The sequence below is a fragment of the Hymenobacter coalescens genome, assembly GCF_054783195.1.
In genome coordinates this window covers 96,299-120,681 of record NZ_BAAGRA010000018.1, presented here as the reverse complement: position 1 = coordinate 120,681, position 24,383 = coordinate 96,299, and the positions used below count along the sequence as shown (strand labels likewise).

General features: G+C 54.7%; 14 protein-coding genes. 11 read left to right on the top strand and 3 right to left on the bottom strand.

Annotated elements, in window-relative coordinates:
* Positions 1-1,021, top strand: a 1,021-nt coding sequence (locus ACYVKQ_RS16515) for an HNH endonuclease domain-containing protein (protein ID WP_460676451.1), incomplete at its 5' end; no start/stop codon positions are given.
* Here ACYVKQ_RS16515 and ACYVKQ_RS16510 read toward each other — a convergent pair.
* Positions 1,018-2,172 (bottom strand): cysteine desulfurase family protein, encoded by a 1,155-nt coding sequence (locus tag ACYVKQ_RS16510; RefSeq protein ID WP_460676450.1) that lies wholly within the window; start codon positions 2,170-2,172, stop codon positions 1,018-1,020. The two genes, ACYVKQ_RS16515 and ACYVKQ_RS16510, sit on opposite strands and share 4 nt — an antisense overlap.
* Positions 2,173-2,316: 144 nt before the next feature.
* On the opposite strand from ACYVKQ_RS16510, the gene ACYVKQ_RS16505 reads away from it, so the two are divergent.
* From ACYVKQ_RS16505 to ACYVKQ_RS16460, 10 genes are all read left to right on the top strand, one after another.
* Positions 2,317-3,327: a DUF4007 family protein gene (locus ACYVKQ_RS16505; RefSeq protein ID WP_460676449.1), complete on the top strand. Its 1,011-nt coding sequence runs from the start codon at positions 2,317-2,319 to the stop codon at positions 3,325-3,327.
* Entirely contained in the window at positions 3,320-6,787 is a 3,468-nt protein-coding gene (locus ACYVKQ_RS16500; RefSeq protein WP_460676448.1) for a hypothetical protein, read from the top strand. Before ACYVKQ_RS16505 ends, ACYVKQ_RS16500 begins: the two co-directional genes overlap by 8 nt.
* A 17-nt stretch (positions 6,788-6,804) precedes the next feature.
* Positions 6,805-9,153, top strand: coding sequence for a sensor histidine kinase (locus tag ACYVKQ_RS16495; protein ID WP_460676447.1), 2,349 nt, complete (start codon positions 6,805-6,807; stop codon positions 9,151-9,153).
* 15 nt (positions 9,154-9,168) lie between these two features.
* On the top strand, positions 9,169-11,151 hold the full coding sequence (locus ACYVKQ_RS16490; RefSeq protein ID WP_460676446.1) for a hypothetical protein: 1,983 nt from the start codon (positions 9,169-9,171) through the stop codon (positions 11,149-11,151).
* Entirely contained in the window at positions 11,141-11,974 is an 834-nt protein-coding gene (locus ACYVKQ_RS16485) for a phosphoadenosine phosphosulfate reductase family protein (RefSeq protein ID WP_460676445.1), read from the top strand. Before ACYVKQ_RS16490 ends, ACYVKQ_RS16485 begins: the two co-directional genes overlap by 11 nt.
* A gap of 105 nt (positions 11,975-12,079) precedes the next feature.
* Positions 12,080-13,915 (top strand): hypothetical protein, encoded by a 1,836-nt coding sequence (locus ACYVKQ_RS16480; protein ID WP_460676444.1) that lies wholly within the window; start codon positions 12,080-12,082, stop codon positions 13,913-13,915.
* Between the two features lie 62 nt (positions 13,916-13,977).
* Positions 13,978-15,546, top strand: coding sequence for a hypothetical protein (locus ACYVKQ_RS16475; RefSeq protein WP_460676443.1), 1,569 nt, complete (start codon positions 13,978-13,980; stop codon positions 15,544-15,546).
* A gap of 12 nt (positions 15,547-15,558) precedes the next feature.
* Positions 15,559-20,874 (top strand): FtsK/SpoIIIE domain-containing protein, encoded by a 5,316-nt coding sequence (locus ACYVKQ_RS16470; RefSeq protein ID WP_460676442.1) that lies wholly within the window; start codon positions 15,559-15,561, stop codon positions 20,872-20,874.
* A gap of 148 nt (positions 20,875-21,022) precedes the next feature.
* Positions 21,023-22,273, top strand: coding sequence for a phospholipase D-like domain-containing protein (locus tag ACYVKQ_RS16465; protein ID WP_460676441.1), 1,251 nt, complete (start codon positions 21,023-21,025; stop codon positions 22,271-22,273).
* Between the two features lie 235 nt (positions 22,274-22,508).
* A complete protein-coding gene (locus ACYVKQ_RS16460; RefSeq protein WP_460676440.1) occupies positions 22,509-23,462 on the top strand; it encodes an HNH endonuclease in 954 nt (317 codons plus the stop codon).
* Here the strand turns inward: ACYVKQ_RS16460 and ACYVKQ_RS16455 are convergent.
* Together ACYVKQ_RS16455 and ACYVKQ_RS16450 are read right to left on the bottom strand one after the other, a co-directional pair.
* Positions 23,395-23,775, bottom strand: a complete 381-nt coding sequence (locus ACYVKQ_RS16455; RefSeq protein WP_460676439.1) for a hypothetical protein — start codon at positions 23,773-23,775, stop codon at positions 23,395-23,397. The genes ACYVKQ_RS16460 and ACYVKQ_RS16455 overlap by 68 nt on opposite strands.
* Before the next feature lie 13 nt (positions 23,776-23,788).
* Complete coding sequence (locus ACYVKQ_RS16450; RefSeq protein WP_460676438.1) at positions 23,789-24,373, bottom strand: recombinase family protein; 585 nt, start codon at positions 24,371-24,373, stop codon at positions 23,789-23,791.
* Positions 24,374-24,383: the final 10 nt, after the last annotated feature.

The window sequence follows — 24,383 nt, the reverse complement described above, 5'->3', positions numbered from 1 at the left end:
GCTGCCGCACCGCGTACATTGCATACCCCGAAGCTACGGCAATCTACGCTCCGTAGCAATGCCCTCCATGCGCATGCTGGCCAGTGTATGGTATCCATTGGATTACTTCAAACTCTCGTTTGGAAGCCGCGATAGCTTCAAACCTATTGCCGTTTTTGTTTCTCAACACATTGTTGTGGACAATGCGCTCAACGCTCCTCCTCTTCTTAGTCAGCTATTGTCCTTGCCCCCACCCCAGCAGCTTGAGCTTGAACAGTTGATTAAAAAGCTTATCAAGTGGGTTCCTTACCGCTTTATTCGGCCCATGTTCGCCTCGGAAGCCCGTGGCCTTCATGACCCTAAAGTTAACGCCTTGGTCATAGCAGCTGCTAATGCTTCTACCCGAGCCCCTTACTGGTTTGACGGGGACAGCATCGTAATGCACGAGACCTGGCTGCAGTACTTCCAACAGCACCAAGCTATTCTAAGGGGGTTCACCTACTGGCATTTGGTACGCTTTCTCCAAAAAAACAATCCCAATGTTACCGGCTTGACCGAAAAGTTGGAAAAGCCGGGCCTACGAGACTTAAGCGCTGCCAACCGGTTTTGGAAGGGCTATTTAACGGCCCATGCAGAGTTGACTTGCATTTACTCGGGAGAAATTTTAACAATTAGTAACCTTAGCTTAGACCACTTCCTGCCCTGGTCTTTTGTGGCCCACGATCAGCTATGGAACATTATTCCAACGCCTAAAAGCGTAAATTCTGCCAAGAGCAACTGCTTGCCCTCCTTGGAACGATACTTCGAACCCTTCGCTCAACTGCAGTTCGACGCGTTCCGCTTTCACGCCGACAAAGGCCACAACAAGCTGTTGGAGGATTATCACCTCCTGTTTGCGCAAGATCTGGCTGCAATTCAACAAATGCCTTATCCTACTTTCCGGGCTGGGTTGCACCAGCAAATCGCCCCACGCCTTCAAATCGCGCAGAACCTAGGGTTTGCTCATGGGTTTGAGTACAGCACCCGTGGCCAAGGCTATTAGGCAAGTAGAAAGGAAAGCTGACGATAAGCGGCAATGAGCAGCTCAGCTGCTGCTCGCATCTCTTCGGCCGTTGTGAACCGCCCCAGCCCAAAACGAACGGTACTAAAAGCCTGCTCCCGGCTATGGCCAAGCGCTAGCAGTACCCTCGAAGGCTCTACACTTCCAGACTCACAAGCTGCGCCCGTACTGGCCACAACCTCCGGCAAGTTAGCCAGCAAGGCTTCTGCATCCAACCCATTGAAAGTAAGGCTGGTATTGTTGGGGAGTCGTTGTTCTACCGCTCCATTAACGGCAATAGACGCTAATTCTTCGCACAAGTGCTTTTCAAATTCATCCCGCAGAGCGGCCGTGCGCTGGCTTTCGGAGGCTAGCTGCTCTTTTGCTAGCTCACTTGCCACTCCCAGTCCAACAATAAGGGGCACGGGTAAGGTGCCCGACCGTAGCCCACCAGCATGGCCACCGCCGTACATTAGAGGAACCAGTGGCAATTGAAGGCCACCTCCTCGAATCCAGAGCGCTCCAATGCCTTTGGGGCCGTACATCTTGTGCCCGCTTAGCGAGAGCAAATCCACTTCCAGTTGCGTTACGTCCAGGGCTATTTTGCCAATGGCCTGTGAGGCATCACAATGCATCAGGGCACCTCGAGTATGAGCCAGTTCGGCTAGCTCCGCTATTGGCTGGATGGTACCGATTTCGGAATTCGCTGCTTGCACGGAAACCAGCAATGTTTCTTCGGTAATCAGTTCCCGAGCCTGGTCCAACCGCACTCGGCCGGTCTCATCGATCGGCAGATACACCAAGTCCCAGCCTAGTTCTGCCAAGTGCTCCAAAGGAGCAAGCACGGATTTGTGCTCAATAGCGGTAGTCACCAGCCGGCGTCTAGTCCCTCCCCGTTGCTCATGGCGACGCGCCGCCCCCAGCAGCGCCAGGTTGTTGCTTTCCGTAGCCCCTGAAGTAAACACAATTTCTTCTGGCTCGCCTCCTAGCAGTGTTGCCACCTGGGCCTGGGCAGCATCTACGGCTGCGGCCGCCGCCTGGCCAAACCCGTGTGGACTCGACGCATTGCCGTAACCCTCAGAGAAAAAGGGAATCATCGCTGCTACTACGCGCGGGTCACAGGCTGTTGTGGCATGGTTGTCTAGGTAAATCATCTCGGCAAGTAAGCAACATGGCCGCAATCCTGCTTAATTAGGTGTAGTTTTGAAGATGGAAGAAGGCACGTTTTTCAAAGAACAAACGAGCCTTCATTGTTTGGGGTACCCATCCAACGCCTACCCGTTGACTAAATATAAATAATGCGTTTTAGATTTTCTGGTCACGAAAGCTTCCCGTGCCGTTACACTTGGCTGCCGAAGGCTTACCGGACTATTCACAACAACCCCTTGCTTTTTGCCGATGACAACCACGCCATGGTGCAGCTTGGCGTGGGCAAAAACATGGTCAAAGCCATTCGGTTCTGGGTGCAGGCCTTCGGCATTGCCGAGCAACGGCCCGAAGAGCGGGGCTTGTTCATCACTCCCTTTGGCCACGCCATTTTCCAGCCCGAAGGTGGCCAAGACCCATTTTTAGAGGATGTTCGGACGCTTTGGCTGCTACACTGGAAGATATCAACCATCGTTGCCGACCCGCTTTTTGCTTGGTATTTTTTGTTGAACCAGTGGCCCAACCCTGAGTTTTCCCGCACGGAGGTCATCGAAGCGTTTGGCGTTGAGTCGGACCGGATGGACCGTTCGTTGTCGGACTTTACCAAAGAACAGCACTTTGATATTTTTCTGCACACCTACGTGCCGGTACGCGCCCGCAAGGGCAATGAAATCTTAGAAGAGAGCTTGGATTGCCCGTTAACCGAACTGCAGCTGTTGCTGCCGGCCGGAGAGCGGGCCATGGCCGAACCTGGTAAGCGGGAGCCGATTTATGCATTTCGACAGGATGGCAAACCAGACATTACCGGCCCGCTACTGGCTTATTGCTTGTTCGACTTTTGGCGCACTCACCGGCAACAAGAGGAGAGCTTGTCCTTCCGTGACGTGCACGCGCTGCCCGGTAGCGTAGGCCAAATTTTTAAATTATCGCAGCCGGACCTTCAAAGCCGGCTAAACAAACTGCACCAAGATTCGCAAGAGTTTTTTGAATACCGTGACTCGGCAGCTTTGCCTAAAATACTGAAACATCGTGATTTAGATGAAGAAATGGAGGCAAGCCTGTTAATGGGCATTTATGGACAACCGGGCGATGCCTACCGTAGGGTCCAGCTTCTGGCAGCGGCCCAACTCATTGTAGCGGAAGAGGAGGTACAACATGACTAAGACTGCCGCCACCAGCTTATTTGCCATTCATCATCGGTTCCTGCGTTCCACTCATTTGGAGCGCGACTGGAACGACCCTGAGGCCTTACAAAACTATACGCTCACCCCGCATGCGCACCAGAGCCTCGTGCGTTTGGCCCAAGGGTTGCGCCCCAACTCCAGCCTGCGGGCCTGGCGCATCACGGGCGACTATGGTTCAGGCAAGTCGTCGTTCGCCCTGTTTGCAGCTACCCTGTTCTCACAGCCGATTACCAAGCTTCCACCGGCGCTACAAAAAGAGTTGCGCCACGCTGGTCCAGAATTACCCTTTGCTACTTCTCCAGCCCTATTGCCGGTGTTGGTGACCGGTAGTCGGGAGCCCATGGGCCAGGCCATCCTTCGCGCGCTGGCAATAGCCTTGCGCAACTTGGCAACTGACGGAGGGTTGTTTGCGCAGGTACAAGCAGCTAGCACTCTGGCCGAAGGAAATTCCGATGCAGTGGTGTTGGATTGGGTGCTGCGCGTTCATCGCTACGTAGTCGCCACAAATCAGGCCCGGGGGATATTACTAGTACTGGACGAAGCTGGCAAGTTTTTAGAATATGCCGCTGAACGCCCCGACCAGCAAGACGTCTTCTTGTTGCAAGGACTGGCTGAAGCGGCCGCGCGCAGTGGCGAGGCCCCGCTGTTTGTGCTGGCGCTCTTGCACCAAGGCGTTAGCGCCTACGCCGAAGGCTTGGCTAAAAACCAGCAGCGTGAATGGGAAAAGGTAGCCGGCCGCTTCGAGGAGATTACTTGGTACCATCCCGTTGAGCAAGTTGCGGCACTAGTAGGAAATGCCCTGAATACGCAGCTTACGCAGGTTAAGAAACAAACCCTGGAACGTGCCCGAGTTGCCATGCAGGGCGTGCTGAAATTGCGGTGGTATGGAGTGGGCGTTGCTACCAAACCGCTGCTGGATATGGCGGCTTACATTTATCCGCTGCATCCGACGGTATTGCCCCCCCTAGTACGATTATTTGCCAGCTTTGGGCAAAATGAACGGTCGCTATATTCGTTTCTACTCAGCTCCGACCCGCACGGCCTCCAAGACTTCACGGCGCGCACGGAAGGCAAAAAATTCTTCCGACTACACAATCTGTACGATTACGCCCGCACAGCGTTTGGCGGCCGGCTGGCGTCGCTTAGTTACCACTGGAAGGCCATTGACGGCATCGTCAATTCCTACCAGGGGGACCAGGAGCGGGAGCTAGAGGCACTTAAAACGATTGGCCTGCTTAACTTATTGAACACCAGCGACCTGTTAGCATCTAAGCAGGTTCTGGCCTTGGCCCTGGAAGCCGCTGAAGAGCTGGACCAAACGCTTGACCGTTTGCAGGAGCTACACCTGTTGTATTTCCGGGGCTTAGGAGGCGGCTACTGCGTTTGGTCGACTTCGAGCGTTAACCTGGATGCGGCACGTGAGGAAGCGCAAAAAGCACTGGGACCCGCAACTAATTTGCCAGCTCTTATCCGGGACCGTCTAGAAATTAGGCCCCTTGTAGCGCGACGGCACTACATAAGTACGGGCAACCTGCGGTACTTCGAAGTGAGATACGTTGACGTCGCCTCCCTGGCCAGTGAGCTGAACACCTCTTCTGAAGCGGATGGGTACATTATTGTTCCCTTGTGCGAGACAAAAGCGGATGTTAACGCCGCTCGCAAGGTTATCATCGATTCGGCAATATCCCAGCGGCCTGACGTATTAGTAGCTGTTCCTCAGCCGTTGCGGGGGTTAGGAGCCTATCTGGATGAGTTACGACAGTGGGAATGGGTAGAGCGCTCCGTGGGAGAACTCCGCCATGACCGTTACGCCAGAGAGGAAGTTTCTCGCAAGCTGGCGTTGGCCCAGCAGGCGTTGGCTAAGCAATTACAAACGGGCATTGGCCTGCTCAACGCCGACGGGGAAGGGCACTTGACGTGGTACCGCCGCGGGCGGGTTGTGCCTAACCTCTACTCGGGGCGCGACGTGCTGGCGCTGTTGGCCAAGATTTGCGACGAAGTTTTCAACGAATCTCCCCGCGTTCATAATGAGTTAATTAATCGCCGGATACTGTCTTCAGCTGGGGCAGCGGCGCGTTTGCGTCTAAGCGAGAAGCTGTTCGAATCAGCCAACCGGCCATTGCTTGGGATGGACCCTGAAAAGCACCCCCCGGAAATGTCCATGTACTTGTCGGTGCTCCAGGAAGCGGGGCTACACCGGCAAGTCGAGGGCGAAAATCGGTGGGTGGTTACTCTACCCGACCAGCAATACGATGATGAACACTGCCGGGTATTGCCGGCAATGCACCGCATTCACGAGGTGTTGCTGGAGGAACCTGACGCCCGCGTGCCAGTTACCGTAGTATTCGATGCGCTACGCCAAGCTCCCTACGGGGTGCGAGATGGATTAAGCCCACTTCTGTTGGCCGTGTTTGCGGTTATCCACGAACAGGAATTGGCCTTTTACGAGGATGGTTCTTTCATTCCGCGGGTCACGGGCACCAACTTCCTGCGCCTAATAAAAGCGCCAGAGACATTCGAAGTACAGTATCATCCCATCACGGGAGTGCGCAACGACTTGTTCCAACGATTGATTCAGGAGCTGGGCCTGCGCACGACAGACAGCGATCGGGTGGACTTGCTTGATGTCGTAAAACCACTGTTAGTATTCACCGCTACTCTGCCGGATTACGCCCTTAAAACGACACACCTGCTGCCCAAAACTCGTGCAATCCGATCCATTCTCGTGGTCACGGGTGACCCGGCAAAGCTAGTTTTCCATGACTTGCCTAAAGCGTGCGGACTGCCACCCATAGATGCGCACGCCACCAATGACGACCCGACGCAGTTCGCTCGCATCGAGCAGTTTGCTACTGCGTTGAAAGGAGCAGTCGACGAGCTACGAGCGGCCTATCCTAACTTACTGGAAACTCTTCGGAGGCAGTTGCTGAAGGGATTGCAGCAAAGCGTTAGCTTTGAACAGGTCCGGCCGGCGCTGGCCAAGCGAGCCAAGGCGTTGGCTAATTTTGTTACGGAGCCACGGTTGAAGAGCTTCTGCTTGCGCTTGGCCGACACGAGCTTGGCGGAAACGCAATGGTTGGAGTCATTGGGCAACCTTGTGTGCGCGGTGCCGCCGGCCAAATGGCGTGATGCCGATGAGTACAAGTTTGAACAAGAAATTCATAAGCTCAGCGCGCAGTTTCTACGAGTAGAGGCCGTCGTGTTCAACGAATTGGGCCCGCTGCAGGACGGAGAATCGGTTCGTGTGGCGCTGACCCACCCCGATGGAGAGGAACGCGACCAGGTAATCCACCTTGCTCCTGAACAAATAACCGAAATGCAAGGCTTGCAAGAGCAATTGCGCGACTTACTGGCGAACCACGGTCAGGTGGGTATGGCAGCGGCTAGCCACGTGCTATGGGAAATGATGACCCCAGTCGTGGCCACCCCGCAAGTATAGTCTGTTAATCAACTGTAATGTCATTTAAAATTACCGCACGGACACTATTACACCTCGGAGCTGAGTTAATCAGCTCCGATGCCGTTGCATTCTACGAGTTGATTAAAAACGCCTTTGACGCGCGCTCCCCGCGGGTTGATGTGTACGCATATATCCACTTTGCACCGGAGGAACTGTTCAAGGCCCTGACCAAAATAACCGCGCTGCAGAGTAAAAAAGGTTCTGTCGAGCAAGCCGCGTCCATCCAGCAAGAGATGCTAGCCAGCTTGCAGTATACCACGACCCAAGCCACGGCATTAGCTTCCGCTATTCGTAACGCAGAGTCTCTGGAACAGTTGTACTCGACTCTTGAACAGGCCAACTATCTCGAGTTTCGCGACCGGGGAGAGGGCATGTCCCTGGAAGAGCTGTCCGAGGTGTATTTAACCATCGGTACCCGTTCGCGGCGTCGCCAGCGCGAATTCCCTCCGGAACTGAATGCCGAAGGCGCTCCCCGGCCCATTCTCGGGGAGAAAGGCTTGGGTCGACTGTCCGTGATGCGCTTAGGCGAAGGGCTCCTTGTGGAAACTAGCAAGCGCGGTGAAGTTCATTACAATGAATTGGCCATCGACTGGGGTCGGTTTTCGCATGACTCTGATGCGCTCTTGGATTCAATTGACATAGAACCAACTATTGGCAAACCCAAGCCCGACCCAACACAGTCTGGTACGACTATTAAGGTTTACAAGCTACACGCCACATGGACCCGGGAGAAATTGGAAGCTATTGCCCGGGAAGAACTAAGTAAGTTTCTGGACCCGTTTTCGAAACAAAACCGCACATTCATCAAGCTGTGGTTTAACGACGGAGCGATTGTCATTCCAAACATCGAACGGATTCTGTTTGAAAAGGCGCATGCGTATGTAGAAGCCAATTTTTCCTTCACTGAAGGAGAAGCCCGTTTGACAGGCTCCATTGATTACCGTCTGGCAAACAAGCAAAAGAATTTCGCCTTGACGGGGACTCACTTGCTTTCGGCCACTGGCACCACCCCAGAAGAGCTAACGGCGCTGGGCCCATTTGCCATTAGCTTTCACTGGTACAATCGGGCGGTGGTGGAAGCCATGGACGGCATTGGCACCGTGACGGACGTCCGCAACCTTATTCGCCGGTGGGCAGGTGGTTTGATGGTATTTCGCGATGGATTCCGGGTTAATCCCTACGGGGGGCCCGATGACGACTGGCTGCGCCTGGACCAGAAGGCGCTGGGGGCTCAGGGTTACAAAGTCAACCGGCGCCAGATAATTGGCAAGGTAGATATTTCTGCGTTTGATAATCCGGCCTTGCTGGACCAAACCAACCGGGAGGGCTTGCGTGACTGTCCCGAGAAAAGCACCTTGATACGGCTACTTCAGTACATCATGTGGTCCGAATTCAAAGCCTTTTTGGACAAGGTGGACAAAGACCGTTTGACAAATGAGCCGCTTAACCTGAGTGATTTGGAAGTGCGCCTGGAGGCAAGTGAGCGTAAGTTGACTGAGAACCTGCAATTGCTGGTTCACAAGCACCCGGAAATCAAGGACGAAGAGGGTACACTACAAGCCATTCGGGAAGCTTTTGGTAAAAGCCGCCGCTTGTTTAGCGACGCTCGAACCGTATTCGAATCCTATGAGCAGCGTCGTGATGAAACGTTGCACTTGGCCGCACTCGGCCTCATGGTCGACATCATTGCCCATGAACTCAACCGGTCGACGGAGCACGCGCTGACCACACTTGGCACCTTCGATAAAAACGACTTGCCGGCCCGGGCCAGTGCCTTAGTAAAAACCTTGCAGTTGCAGCTAAAGACACTGCAAACACGCTTGAAAGTACTGGACCCACTGGGACCAACAGGGCGAAACCGCAAAGACAAATTTGACCTGCGCCAACTAGTTCACGACACGGTTTCGGCTCACGAAGCACAGTTTACCCGCCACCACATTCAATGGGCTGTCGAAGCAGATTTTAATGGTCCCTGGACCATCAAAGCCGTGCCAGGCATGTTTGTTCAGATTTTGGAAAACTGCATTGCCAACTCGGTTTACTGGCTCAGCATGGAGCAAAAACTACGTCCCGCCTTCTCGGCGCAGCTAACCGTCAGGCTAGACAAGTCATCCAACTCTTTACTGTTCACGGATAATGGGCCGGGTATTCCCAAAGACAAGCAAGAGGAGATTTTTTGGCCTTTTTTCACAACCAAACCCCCAGGTGACGGCAAAGGACTAGGCCTGTACATCTCGCGCGAAATTGCCCGCTACCATGGAGTCACCTTTTCCCTATCTCCCAAGTTTGGTGCACATGAGGACCGATTGAACACCTTCCAGCTTGATATATCGTCCTTGAACTAAGTCCGCTAGTTTTCCATGACCCCTTCCGCTACTCAACCAAACAACTTTATCGCCGGGTTATTGGCGACTAATAAAATGACGCTGGCCGCCGTCATTGATGACGCCTTTGACCCTATTCAAGACGACGAAATAACAGAAGATCAGATTCGGGAATTTCACCAAAACAACGACGCGGACGAAACGTTTGACGAGCTTCTGATAAAACTCAATATTACCAAACCCGACGACGACGAACTGCAAGACAAAAAACGCAGGACCGCCTACCTCAACGATTTGTGGAAGGCCCGCACTGGGTCCCCACAGCTACGGGAAATGCTTGGAAGTCTGCTTCAGGTCCGCCTGCAAAAGGACCTGGATTTGACTCTTATCTGTGAAAACTTAACCAAACTAGGTATCAAAGTTTCCTGCTTCGGCTCGGACGTAACTGCCGAGGACCTTGTTACAGGAGAGGAAAGGTTCTTTGATTTTGTTTTCATCGACTACTTCCTCGGCACGGACGATTCACAGGAGGCCATCCGATTGGCAGAAGAGAAAATTCGGGAGGTACACACTTGTTGTACAACAGCTCGCAAACCCGTCACAGTACTCATGTCATCGAGCCCCGACGCGGCCAAGCACAAGGACGGGTTTCGTAAAAATGCGGAATTGGTAGAAGGGGTTTTTCGCTTTTCAGCCAAATCCGAACTGAAGGATGAGCACATCCTTTCCTTAGTAGTAGGAGCATTGGCTAAGGAGTTTGCCCATAGCCACGAGATTCAAGCCTATGTAACGGCGCTGTGCAGCGCGGCCGAAAATGCTCTCGTTCGGTTTAGGGAAGACGTGCGCTCCTTGAGTGTAGAAGATTATGTATTCATTCAAAACCTTGGTTTAGAGAAAGATGAGCAACCTTTGGGCGATTATGTGACATGGCTTTATAGTTCTTACTGGGAACAATCGCTGATGCGGGACCAAAACCTGCAGATGCAGCAGAAGAAATTAAATTCTGTTTTTCAGTCAAATTATCCCATCCTGCACGGTCAGCCATCGCCCAAGTTAGCCGACGTGTACATGAGCACGATTTTTGAAGAGCACACGGATTTGGTGAACAACGCACGTGTGATTGCTCAAGCAAAGAAGGCGTTTGAGGCGGCCGAAAGCCTAGAGAATCAGGAAATAGTGCAGAGTCATCTGAACGCGTCGCTGGTTCTTAGCTTAGGTGATGTGTTTGAAAAATCCGCGGCAGACCCCGTCTGGATGGTAATCAATGCTCAGTGCGACCTAGCTCGTGCCTACAAGGTGCCCACGCAAAGCGTCCTGCTGGTGCCCGGCAAGTTGACTCCTTGGAGTGCTGTTTTTGAAAGAGATGAAGAAGTTGTCCGAACTGAATTCTTCAGAATTGATAATAATGCCTACCGAATTGTGTGGGACGTGAAAAGCGTGATGTCCCTGCCATTCAATCAAGTATGGAGTTGGAAAAGAAAAGAAGGTTATAGCCGGCGCTTGCGGCTGAAATTACCTTTCGCCCTTGACGTACAACGAGCGTTTGCAACAAAGCTCACCCGGATTGGCTTACCAGTCCCGCCCCCGCTGACCAGCGCCGTAAACATCGAGGTATACCACCGAATTAAGCGCGGTACACCTTACTTGGTGGTACCTACCAGTACTGCGTATGCGTCGCAAGTAGGTATTCGAGGTCCTTACAATGCCATTGAGAGCAAGCTGTTGTTTACATTGCCTTTTGCCCAGCAACTAGGAGCGGCAGTTCGAGACTTGGCAACCACCCTGGGACCTGGCTTCACACCCACGGCTACTCAGCTAAAGCATCCCATGGTATCTCTGGCAGAAAATTTTGAAGAATGGTTTTTTACTTTAGCTGGCAAGCCCCAGGCATTGCCAAAATCTGGCAAGTCATTGCCACTCGGGGAAAACGTGCTGTTGACGCTCGACTGGGACTGGTCCACACAGCTGGATTGGAACAAAACATCTCTGATCATAAATGTATTGAGTAGTGGCAAATAAAATAACCGACCAAAAACCCCGGCATATTCTCAGCTTATCCGGCGGAAAAGACAGCGCCGCCTTGGCGTTCTACATGCGCGACCGAATTCCAGATATGGAATACGTCTTTCATGATACCGGCAAAGAATTGCCCGAGACCATTGCTTATTTGGCACGCCTAGAAGCATTTCTGGGCAAGCCTATTCACAAAAGCACCGTTGAAAACGGGGATTTTATTGGTTTTGACCAGTTGCTGAAAATTTACGGCGGGATGCTGCCTTCTAGCCACCGCCGTTGGTGCACCCGCATGATGAAGCTTGTGCCCTTTGAGCGCTTCATTGGTGATGATTTTTGCTACAACTACGTGGGCTTGCGGGCCGATGAGAAGCGCGATGGCTACATCAGCCACAAGCCTAACATTGTCCCTGTATACCCCTTTCGGGAGGATGGGCTTGTAAAAGCTGACATAGAACGCATCCTGGAAGAATCGGGCTTGGGCATGCCCCCCTACACTGAATGGGGCCGGACTCGCTCGGGTTGCTTCTTTTGTTTCTACCAGCAAAAGATTGAGTGGGTGCGTTTAAAAGCGGCGCATCCGGACTTATTCGAGCAAGCCAAAGCGTATGAGAAACCAGGTAAAAAAGCTGCCGATACCTTCTATTGGTGTGGGAACGAACCTTTAGCTGAACTGGAAAAACCCGAGCGTATGGAGCAAATCCGCCGGGAGCATGCGGCTGCGCAGGAACGTGCACGTCGCAATGCACCCAACAAAACGCTGCTGAATATTTTAGGTGGAGTAGATGACTACGAGGAAAAAACAGGGTGCCTTATTTGTCAACTATAGTTTCCAAATCTTTCTATTATTCAGGTGGCTAATCCGATTTCCAGCGCATCAGGCACTGTAATAACCAGTAGATCTAAGGACTCCGCTATCAACTGGGTCCGTTTTGTGCGCAAATACGGTCCGATTCCAGCAAACGACTCCGCATTTGAAGAGCATACTGGTCGCGCTGCCAAGCGGGCGGGTGTCACTCCCATCTCCTTTCCCCACCCCCGCTTTGCCGAGGTGCTCTCTTGCCTAACCGGGGAGTTGCTGGTCTCCGTGATTTTAACCGGTACGGCCGGTGACGGTAAAACGCACCTGTGCAGTAAGATCTGGGAACACCTGCAGGGCGAAGCAGGCGTGTGGGCTTCCAACAACCCCTATATCAACCTGACGCTCCCATCGGGCACTACGTTGCACGTGATTAGGGATTTGAGTGCTTGGGTTCCGCCCCAGGGAGCTGAGTGGGAGCCCGAAGCTAGAAACCTGTTGGAGCAGTTTTCGGATGGCCTGTTCTCGGCCCAGACGTCCGACTACTTCCTCATCGCCGCCAACGACGGCCAGTTGATTGAAACCTGGCGCCGGTTACCGGATTCACCCGCCGTCAGCAGAGCCCGCGCTTTGTTTGAGCAGCTGCTTGTGGAAGATCAGGAGGAGCAGCCCGGCGTGGGCCTCCGGTTTTTCAACTTGTCGCGCGGATCCTCTGCGCAGCTCTTTGACTGTGCCGTAGATGCATTCTTGAATCACCCAGGCTGGAAGCTGTGCTTTGAGGGGGAGAACGGTGAATCCGTAGCGTTCGGACCGAAATCACCCATTCGGCGCAACTACGAGTTGCTGCAAACTCCGCTGCTGCAGCAGCGCCTGCGGGACTTGCTGGAACTCTGTGACTACAATGACTTGCACATTCCCATCCGGGAGATTCTAGCGTTGCTGGTGAACGCCGTGCTGGGTCATTCGGGGAACACGTGCAAAGACCATCTGATGGTGCCGGCGGATGTGACCCGCATCATTGCGGAGGGTTCGGTGGCCAAGGCCAGCATCTACAACAACTTGATTGGCGGCAACCTGCGCGAAAGCCGCCGGGAAAGCATCGGTGTCTTCAACTACCTGGACCGCTTCCGACTGGGGCATGAGACGACCAACCGCATCGACTCCATTCTGATCTTCGGGGAAGCCGATGAGGCACTCCAGCCCTACTACGATCAATACCTAGGCAGCGACACCTTCTACGGGGCGGATGCCAGTTACCGCAAGGCCCAAAGCGACTACGTGGAGTCGGCCGATGAGGACCTGAGCAACAGTCGTTTTCTGGAGATGCTAGTGGTGCAGCGTCGCGCCCTATTCTTTAAAATACCCGCCAACGAGGCCACTGACCTGCACCTGTGGGACCTGACGGTCTTCCGCTTCGCGGGCGAATACTTGGAGAAAGTTGTGCGCACCGTTCACCCCAGCCTCAAAGGGCGGGTGGACCGGCACATCGTCAGCCGGTTGGTCCGGGGCTTGAACCGTGTGATTGTAGGCATGCTCATCAACGATGACCGCAAGCTATGCCTGGGCACGAGCCTGCAGTCCACTGGTGCCAAAGTATCTCGGATTTACGAAGACTCCATCTCCGTAGTTCCCAGCAAGGGCGAACGGGTGGAAATTGTCTGGAAGGGAAATAAGCCCGCGCTGCAGGTCACGCTTAGTGAGCAAATCAGCGAAGTGTTTCCCTTGAATTTGGTGCGCTACGAGTTCCTCTCCCGGGTGGCGGAGGGGGCCCTGCCCAGCAGCTTTTCAAAGGAATGCTACGAGGACGTTCTCTCATTCAAAAGTCGCCTGCTTACGGCCCTCAAAAAGCGCCGCAAAGCGGAAGCGGTGGAAGGGGATGAGTTCATTCTTAGCTTCCAGCGACTGCGGCTGGACGAGAACGGCAACCCGGAGCACCGCACCATCCAGCTGAACCTGCCGGCCACTACCTAGCCATTTTATCAGCCCTCGAGTCTCTCCGTTCGGGGCACTATGCCCCTCTCTCGTTACTGCCTATGCCCTTACCTCTCCTCTCCGATTCTGACTTGCTGGTTGCCCGACCGCCCAAAGGGCATTACACCCGCATGCTGTTCTGGCTGGATGAACAGATCTGGGGGCACCGCGTGTACCCGCAAACGCCCTGGCTTATGTTCCTGGAGTGTCTAACGGTCGCGGAGTATTTTTTCCGGGAGGGCAGCTTACTGCAGGAGCCGAACTCCTACCCCGCGTTGGTATACCAGCCACGCCGGCGCATGCGGCTGCGCAACATTCTCTGGAACAACGAGCTGATTAAAAGCCTGGAAGACGAGAAGCTGGATTCCAACACTACGTGGAACAAATGGCTGGAGTGGATGAAAGAAAACGCGATGCACGTGACCGATACCGACTTTTCGTATTTGAAAGGCCGCTTCGAGCGCTTCAGCGACTTCGCCTTTTTAGTGGGCATGCTGCGGGACGCCTCGGTGGAAAGCGAGAGCAACAAGCGGTGGACGTCCCGGTTTCTCTTTCCCTTTGGAGCCAACGCTATCTACGAGGACCAGGACCTAAAAGGAGACCGGGATTTCAACAACTTCACCCGAACTGGGGAGTTGCTTTACCTGATGCTGTGCCGCAGCGAAGTCGCTGACTCCCTACGGTCTTACCTGCACGACTTCCTGAAGGGTGACAACGAGTGGAACCGGCTGCTGACGGTGCTGGAGCGCGAACCGGAAAAAGGCGATGAAGAGCGCAAACACAGCTATTTGCCTTACAAGAAGCATCCGTGCTTCGACGCACTGGGTCAGGACTGGCTTAACCTTTTCCAGCTGGGGTTACCCAACTTTGATGTGCTCAACCACCTGGTCACCCTAGGGGCTTTTCACGTGCTGTTGTACCAGTTGCACGTAGCCGCTGAGTGGACCGGCAAAGCCGAACGCCTCACGTTTCTGTGTGAGGTAGTCGCGCCTAAAAAAACGCTCGTTCGGGAGGTTTCCATCATTAATTTCCAGGAAAACAACGGGCTGTCCGGCGACGCGGTCCAGGCCTACATCACCCGCATTCAGCAGTCGGAGGCCTGGCAGCAAGCCTTGCAACTGCATACGCCGGCGGATGTGTTTGACGCTTGCCAGCAGGTACTTCAAAAAGAGATTTGGTGGGACGATGCGGCCGATTACGACCGCAGCCACGACCCGGATGAACTTCTGGATTACTTGCGGGAAAAGGCGCAGGTTCGCCATCAGCAGCACGCCGGAGAAGTTCACCGCACCCTGGGACGCCTGATTGGCTTAGTATCGCGGCGTGGCACCAATAAATACCGCTACGCCCCAACCGACGGCCTACTCAAGACCTTGATTTTCGCCAACGTGCCGCATCGCATGGAGCTTAAGGAATTCTTCCAGGTCCTTTACTCGCGCTACGGCCTCGTCTTCAGTGAGCGGGAAGCGGCGCTGGTGATTGCCGAAGAGGAATACGATCCGAAGCCCTTCGCCGCGAATGCTGCCCGCTTGGAATCGCGCTTAAATAGTTTGGGCCTGTTGCGCCGCTTGTCGGACGGTTGCGCCTACGTGATTAATCCCAATGGCCACGTATCCCAGGGCCACGCCTAATTAGTACGTATTATGGAAACGAGTACGCTGAGCGCCGGTCCGTCGGAAGCAACCACCTTTACGACGGCTACCCTCATCGGCCTGGTGGCAACCCTTTACCTGGCCCAACGCATTCAGGGCAGTGAAGGAGAAACGGGCACCGCGCGTTTTATTCTGGATCAGCTAAAGGGGGAGCAGATGGCCGCCATTGCCCGGGCAATTTTGGACAATGAGCAGCTGGTCGACCTGGTGGAAATTCAGCTTCCGCAGGCGCAATTGCTGCCTTACGTAGCCGAATACAACTTACCTGAGCACATTCTCACCACGCAGCGGGCCACCTATCTCCGCAATGCGGATTGTGAGCGGCCCGCGCTGCTATTAGCCAATACCGGGGACGACGAAGCGCAGTCCCTTAATCTCATTGAGCCCATCGGCTCGGCCGTCCTATTGGCGCAACCGGAACTGTGGGTACAAGTAGCGGCCACCGGCCTGGAGCTGGCCGACGAGCAAATCGACGTGTGGGGCCGGGTGCTGCGGGCCCTCATGGAGCTCAGCATTCGTTCTCTACCCCACGTGGCCGAGTACGTGCTGCGCACCCGACGCGAAGTGGAAGAGGGAGCCCCGCTGCTAGCGGCCCTGGGTGCGGCTTTGCCCGCGCTGGCCATGCCGCGCGACACTAGCATGTTTATCGGGCTGCCCGAAAAATTCCACCGGCATGTTTCCCGGTGGAAGCTCTTCTTTCTGGACGCGCACAAGAAACGTGCTCCCTATCTCCGCAAACAGACCCCGGCCCAGACCCTGCTCACCTCGGCGAACCTGCGTGCCGCCTTTGCAAAAGTCCGCGAAGGCATGCCCGAGGCGCATTACCCGGTGATTGAGGCTTTCATCGCGGCCGATAGCCAGTGGAATGAAGCGGCAAAAGCGTTGGCTGAAATTGAATGGGAGCAGGTAAGGCCCCTCTTCGATGGCCTGCGCCGCGAAAAACTCAATCTGGGCAAGCTCACGCAAAATTTCTTCGACGACAAAGACGACGACCTGCTCTCCAACGATGAGCGGGAGTACCTGAAAGGGCTCGCGGAGCGCAATCCTTCCACGGCCACCGACGAAGACCGGCTTTTCTACGACCTGCACCGGCATCAAATTGGCGAAAACCGCCATTTGAAAGCCGGGTGGGACAAGTTCGCCTTCGGACGGCCCCACGAAAACGAGGACTTCCTAACGGGGTTGGCGCTGTGCTTGGAGCGTCTTACCGTGGAAGACTACAGCACCAACCGCCGGTTGAAAATTCGGCTGGATGCCAAAAGCAAGGGCGACCTGAAGAAGCTGAATACCGAGGCCGGCCTATACTTTGCGACCCGCTACAACGGCCTGCGGGAGCTGCTGGGCAGCCAAGTGGAATGGGAAGTTGGCGAGCTGCTGAACTTCCCAGCCCTGCTGGAAGAATGGCGCAAATCCCCCAAGTATTCCCGTAACCGCTCGGAGGCAAAAGCGGCCTTGCAACTCAAGTTTACGCTGGAGCTGCAAATGGACTCGGTGACCCAAGGCCAAGCCAGCGGTTCCACGGCATCCGCCACGCAGCTAATCTGGACTTTCAATCCCATCAAAGTCACGCGGGAGTTTGCCGCGGACTGGGGGCGTCTGCGGGAGCACCCCCTGGTCCTATGCACCGCGTGGCGGGAAGCCGTTAGCGCCAAAGGCCGCTTTCAATCGGTCAACATCAACGACGTGCGCACCCTGGTGCCCGCGTTTGGGCAAAACCGGGGTTCCTTCGTGGGCACTTACAAAGCCGCCAACAACCTTGCCACCCGCTGGGAAGCCAACTTGAAGCTGGCCCTGGCCGAAGAGCTGGTATCGTCAGCGGTCGAAAAAGAGCTTAAAGGGCTGTGGTTCAGCTTTAAAACGGCTTACACGGAGGCTATCGAAGGGTTCCTCAAGCAAGGGCTCGCCACCGAAGCCCTACGCGAACAAGCAGAACGGTACGCCGAATTGCTGCTGGCAGTGTGTGAGAAAGCCGTCGGTGACCGTAACCGCACCCTGCTGCTGCAACCCCTGCTGCGCATCGGTTCCGTTTCCGTAGCGGGCGACGCCCCCACCGAAATCATCACGCCCTGGCACCCCTTGCGAATGGTTTCCCTGTACGTGAAAGCCCGCCGGGTACGCGACCTGCTCAAAGCTTATCTGACGGAAGAAGAAGTTCGATTTGGCGATGCCGGGCGGCTATTTTTCAAAGATCTGCGCGAGGAACTGGCCCACCCGTTTTACCCGGAGGTAGTGCTGGGGCGGTACGACAGCAAGCCCGAATTACTAGCCCTGAGTGATACCTGCGGCGACTACACCCTGCATGAGTCCCCCGTGGCCACGGACACCGAGACGAGTGACAACCCGACCGAGTCGTCGAAGCGGGTAGCTGAGCTGGTGGCTCGCTACCTTGCCCTGCAACCGCACGAGAGCGCCAATTTATCGGTGGTACTCTACGATTGCGATTCCGCGCGCTTACCTCAAGCGGTGGTGGATCGCATCGGTGCCATGCATGAGGAAGAGGAAGACGTGCGATGCCAAATCGTATTACGCCACCACGACCCCAAGAAGCTGCATCCCCTCTACGAACGCATCGTCGAGGCCTCCGACTCCGACCCGGACGCGTACAGCACCAGCGAAGCCACTCGTGACTTCATGGCGCGCCTGCGCATTGGCATCTCGGCCGACCAAGCGCCTGCTCCCAACGAGCACGAAGGGCCGCCCAACGACATTGTGTTCCTGCAGGACGTCATTGCCCGCCACGCCACGGTCGACTGGTACATGGAAAATGCGCACGTGGTGCCGCTAATGGAGCTAGTCCCGGCTCACTGGTCACGCCGCCGGCCGGCCCCCACAGGAGACATGAAGTCCGTGGTGTACTTATGCTGTCCGGCTCAGACTCGAGAGGGCTGGGCTTACCTAACGGCCATCACTACGTTCGTGAAGGGAAACTGGGACCAGGATACCACCCGGCGTTTGCTGCCCGCGCGCCAACTGGATTTCCAGGACCAGAAGATGAGCCACATTTTCGAGGAAACGCATAACCTAGGGCACTGGGTCGTTAATTACGATGAGTTGCTGGACCGCCGCCAGTTGGTCGACCGCAAGGTGCGCGTTATCCGCTACAAGCAGTCGTCTACCCAGGGACGCAGCCTGATCGTGTCCTCGACGGCCTCCCTAGGGTTGTTGCAGTCCATGGTGCAACGACGCATCGCTAGCCTGGATTTAGGCTTGGATAAGCCGGCCCAACAGAGCTTGACGGAACGCTTCATTGCCGAAGCCAACAAGATTTCCGGTGACATCGTGCTGCGGGCCGCCCGCCGCGGACGCAGCGCCAGTGAACTGATGGGCGTAGTGCTTAGCTGCTTTTTGATTCGCCAGGAAATGCACACCTACCTGGGTGGCGAAAAAGGCCACTTCGGCTGGTATTTCCTTGATGACTACGCCGAATGGTTGGGTCAGCGCGAAGAGCAACTCGCCGACATCCTTATGCTCAGTCCCAGCCGGGGTGAAAACGGGGAGTTGCGCTTGACCATTATCGTCGGTGAAGCCAAGTTTATCGACCGGGGCGGCTTGATAGCCGGGGCACGCACTTCCCGCAACCAGCTGCGGGACACCCTTAAACGCATTAACGAGGCCTTGTTCGGCGCCCCAGAGCGGTTGGACCGAGCACTATGGCTGGCCCGCTTATCCGATCTGATACTGGACGGGGTGCAGTTTCCCGCCGGCGCAGGGATCAACCTTGCGGACTGGCGCTTGGCTATTCGCCAAGGCAAGTGCCATATCAGCGTCCGGGGGTATTCGCACGTCTTCATCTCAGGCCCGGAGAATGAGCCGAGCGATGCTGATTTCAGCCAGATTACCGAAGCGGAAAACGCCTATCAGGAAATCTTCTCGCTTGACCAAGTGCGAGAGCTGGTCCATTGTTACCGCACGGAACAAGACCCCATGCCCGTGCGTGCGGCCAACGGGGATGCCAGCATTTGGGCCAGCCAAACGTTTGCGCAGCCCGCAGCCGGTGCTCCTTCGGTAACGGTTACTGCAGCCTCGGGTGGTAGTGAGGCATCGTTATCGGGAAATGGTACGTCCTCTCCTCCTCAAGTTCCTGCTCCGCCCGCCGTGCCACCGACGGTTATCAGTGCGCCCACTGATGTAGTTGTTTTGTTGACTGCGAATCCGCGCTGGGCTTACCCAGCCATTGAGCAGCTACTCCCCCAATCCGACCAAGTGCAGCCCGAAGCCCTGGCTGATTTGGAATGGCTGAACGCAACCGCACTGCGCACGAAGGCCGCCTTGCAGGGTTTTAACCTGCATGCGAAGCTGCAGCAAAGCAAACTCACGCCGAATGCCGCACTGCTTACTTTCCAGGGCAACGCCAACCTTACGGTTGACCAAGTGGTGAAGCGGCAGGTAGAGTTTAAAACCACGTACGGCCTGAGCGTCGTATCCGTGCGCCCGGAGTCTGGGGCCATTTCGCTTGCCATTGAGCGGCCCCAGCGCCAAGTGGTTCGACTGGAGGATATCTGGAGCCGGTGGCACCCGGACTCTGCTCATGGCAACCAAACGCTTGCCATTGCCATCCGGGAAGACAATGGTGAAATTCTAACCCTCTCTCCTCAGCGCAACGCCCCGCACACGCTGATCGCTGGCACCACCGGCAGTGGCAAGTCCGTGCTGGTGCAGAACATCATCCTGTGTATTGCGGCCACCAACACGCCCGAGCAAGCGCAGATGATCATCATCGACCCAAAGCTGGGGGTGGACTATTTTGCCTTGGAGCCACTACCTCACATCAAGGGAGGCAGTATCATCGTTGAGCAGGAACAAGCGTTAGAAGAGCTGCTAGCGCTGGTTGACGAAATGGAAGCCCGCTACAAACTGTTTCGGGAGGCTCGCGCAGCGAACATTACCGCCTATAACAAGAAGGTAGAAGAAGGAAAGCGCTTGCCAGTCATCTGGCTCATTCACGACGAGTTCGCCGATTGGATGCAGGTGGATGAATACAAGCAGCAAGTAACCAGCGTGGTATCTCGCCTGGGGGTAAAAGCCCGGGCGGCAGGCATCTATCTGGTATTTGCCGCGCAACGTCCCGATGCGAATGTGATGCCTATGCAGTTGCGCACGAACTTGGGGAACCGGCTAATTCTGAAAGTCGACTCGGAAGGCACTTCCGAGATTGCCTTGAGCCAGAAAGGGGCAGAGCGCCTATTAGGCAAGGGACATTTGCTAGCTAAGCTGGAAGGAGAACCCGATTTGGTGTTCGGCCAAGTACCTTTTATTCAGGAAGAAGTGATTGACCAAATAGTTGGTTTTACAAACGCACCGAGTTGATCACTTGGTTTAGACCTGACGATAGAGCAACGGAACCTTTTTGCTACATCAACTAACAATAGTTGCTCAACTCGCCTTTTGCCCAAACCAGTTCTTTTTTTCAGCAAACCTTACTTAACCGGCCTCTCCAAACACTTGGCAATTGCTTATGGATTTAGAGATCAGACGCACACTAGACGTTGTAAAATGCCCTAATAAAAAATGTTCGTCTCGGCTAATCCGGATAACGGAAGGGCATTACGTCGGTGGCATTAACGACAAGGGAGGAATTGTAGTAGAGTGTGATAACTGTGGTACGCAGTTTGGGTATTATATACAGAACCCACAGGACCTTTCACGTGTCAGTCAGGGAGGCAAGGTGGTTGGTACCTGGGATGGTGATCTGCCTGAACATATCCAAACAACCTTTGGAATCAGCAGTGCCTCAATTGCAGCCTTAGAAAGGGTGAGTACTCAAGGACTTGATGAGGAAACGCCAAGGCCGGAGTGGCATCCCGCCCAAAAGCCTGTTTTCGAAGAGAACGGAGTTAACTTGGAAATGACAGCGCAAGCAGCGCTGAAAAAACATATCAAGCGCATTAATAAAGAATACCATAGTTATTATCAGCTGTACGTAAAGGGCAGCTATGATGCTAGTAAGTCATTTGTGGTTATTGATTATAAGCATAACACGAAAGTCTATCGAGCCGTTTTTGCTAAGCAGCTTAAAAACAATGATGATTTCACTGCAGATAATTTGTACCTGATTTATCACTCTGGCACTGATCTGGAAGTGCAGGTGGATGGCATCTATAAACGAGATGAGATTTTAGTATTTCTGGGGCATCTTCTAAACAGGTGGCAGTATACGGCTGATGAAACCCTGCTAGTAGTCCCCTTCATCGGTGTACCTTATCCAGGCGCAGAGAAAGAGATGCAGCGGTTATGGGATTGGGTTGCTCAAAATGTAGATAGCTCTAGATGCCGTCTCATAACTAGAAGGGGCACTTTCAACATGTTAAAAAATGCCCAGATCAAAGCAGGCATTCCATTCGACCTTCTGGTAGAATGGGGGTTGATTGAACCCTTAGTCGCAGGAGTAAGCAAACGTGGAGCAACCTTTCAGCCATCGCATGCCAAGTACTATGTAGGAATTTTTGAGGATTACGTAGAAGTACTAGTTGGCTCATTTAACATTCATGCAGGCGAATATTTTGAAAATATATCTTTCAAGAGATATAGTAAAGATTTTTTTGAGCGTCGATATTTACACATGCTTCCCAAATATACTTACCCAACTACTACTTCAAATGAGCAAGTGCATTATATGATGATTGATACAGATAGAGACACAAATTGGGTAACCTCTTTGGGTGAACTGTTGACAATAGCACGTACAGTTCCTCAACAGGAACTGTAGGTATCGGCTCAGCTGATGCAATAACAACATGCCCGCCCAGCCTTGGCACCAAGGCTGGGCGGGCATGTTGTTATTACTTATCAAGGTGGTACTAGAAGATAACCTGAAACGCACCCGCCTAGCGCAAATTTTGCACTGGTGCAATGGCACATATTCTTACTACCACCATGGAGATTATATAATAGTAGGTCATTATCTGAAATTATCACACCCATCTTACGCCTGACTCAACCTGATGTCTGCTTCTGAACCGCGCGCTGATGCTGTAGGCTTTGCTCAGCTTTTGAAAAGAATCAAGCTGCCTGATTATCTGCGAATTGGCAAGTTCTTGTTACCGGGTACTCGTGGGGTCACGGACAGGATTCAATATAATCAGGGTAATATAGACCTGCTCGACAACAAGCACGAGTATTCCTTTCCGCTGCTGCAGGGGGTGTTGCAAGTTTCCATGCAGCTCTACATGAACTCAGCGGATCACTACCGTCTGTTTTGCTATACACGCGTGGGTAATACCCAGGGAATGGTGTTCTCCTTGAACCTGACCACGGAGAAAGAGAGCGGGGGAGTGATTTATCTGACCCAGAAGATCCGGTTTGCTGAGCAGTACCAGGGTAGCCCCCGGCTGGCCCAGGCCCACCGCCGGCAAAAGCAGGCCGTCTTCTGCCAGCAGCTGCGCAGAATCGGATACGATGTAACCGAAAACAACGATCTGCTGCTCGGCATCTATGACCCGGTCCGGAAAAAACTGGTGAACACCACTGCTCAGGATCTGCTCAACGACTTTTTGGTAGTTTCCGTGCTTAAAGGCCACTACCAGGGCAATAAGGGCTATCAACTGGAAATTCTTCCTTCTTTCCAGCTTTCTGAAGACCCTGTTGCCAGCCAGGACAACGAGTTGATGAACATGCCGCCACGGGTTGCGGCAAATAAGAGCAAACGGGCGATTCCCTTGGGCATGCGCTACTGGGTACTAAAGGCAGACGGCTTCAGGTGCGTGGCGTGCGGTAACGGACCGGCTGAGGGGGCCAAATTACAGATCGACCACAAAGTGCCGTACTCGCTGGGAGGCTTGACAGAGTTACGTAATCGGGGTTCTCGTTACAACGGGGCGAAAAATTACGCTAAGCAGATTCGTCGTCTTGTTGCTGCCAGAAGGCCCAGTCCTCGGCCGAGAGCAATTGCTGCATGAAGGCCGCGTAGCCGAGGTCGCGGCGTTCGAGCACGTGTCGTCGAAAAGCCCAGTTGCTACTGGCGGCCGCGAAGCCAGCGGTGGCCATCGCCTGGCGCATCCGGGGCGGTAGCCCGGCCAGCCAGTGCTGAAAATCAGCTTCCGTGAGCTGGCCATCCGACAGCTGGTGATAGCGGTACGCCGCGTTGCCCACGCGCAGCAGCTGGGCCTGCTCCGCGCGTTCCGTTTCCGGCAGCTGCTGCAACGACGCGACCTGCTGCTCGTGCAGTCGTGGGAGGGGATGACGCGGGACTAACAGGTCGTCAATATTCATCAGGGAGGCTTGGTTACGCGGTCTGGTTGCCGGTGGGCACCTGCAGGTGGGCGAGGTAGCGGTAAATGGTGGCGCGGCCCACGCCGAGCAGCTGGCCGATTTCGGCCACGGTCTTGTCCTGCTGCAGGTAGAGGGTCTTCGCCGCCTGGGCTTTGGAGAGGGCCTCCTTGGACAGCCCCTTGGGCCGGCCGCCCTGGCGGCCGCGGGCCCGGGCCGCCGTCAGGCCGGCGTTGGTGCGTTCGCGGATGATGTCGCGCTCGAACTCGGCCAGCGAGGCAAACAGGTTAAACATGAGCCGGCCCTGGGCGGTGGTCGTGTCCAGGTGGTCGTGCAGGCTCACGAAGTGAATGCCCTTCTCCTGAAAGCCCGTCACCAGCAGCACCAGGTCTTTTAAGGAGCGGCCCAGCCGGTCGAGTTTCCAGACCACGAGCGTGTCGCCGGCCCGCAGGCGGGTCAGCAGCTGCTGGAGCTGCGGCCGGTCTTTGGAAGAGGACGCTTTTTCCTGCACGATGTCGGCGCAGCCCGCGGCCTGCAGGGCGTCGACCTGCAGGTGCAGCTGCTGGTCTTGGGTACTCACGCGGGCGTAGCCGACTTTCATGGGCAGTTGT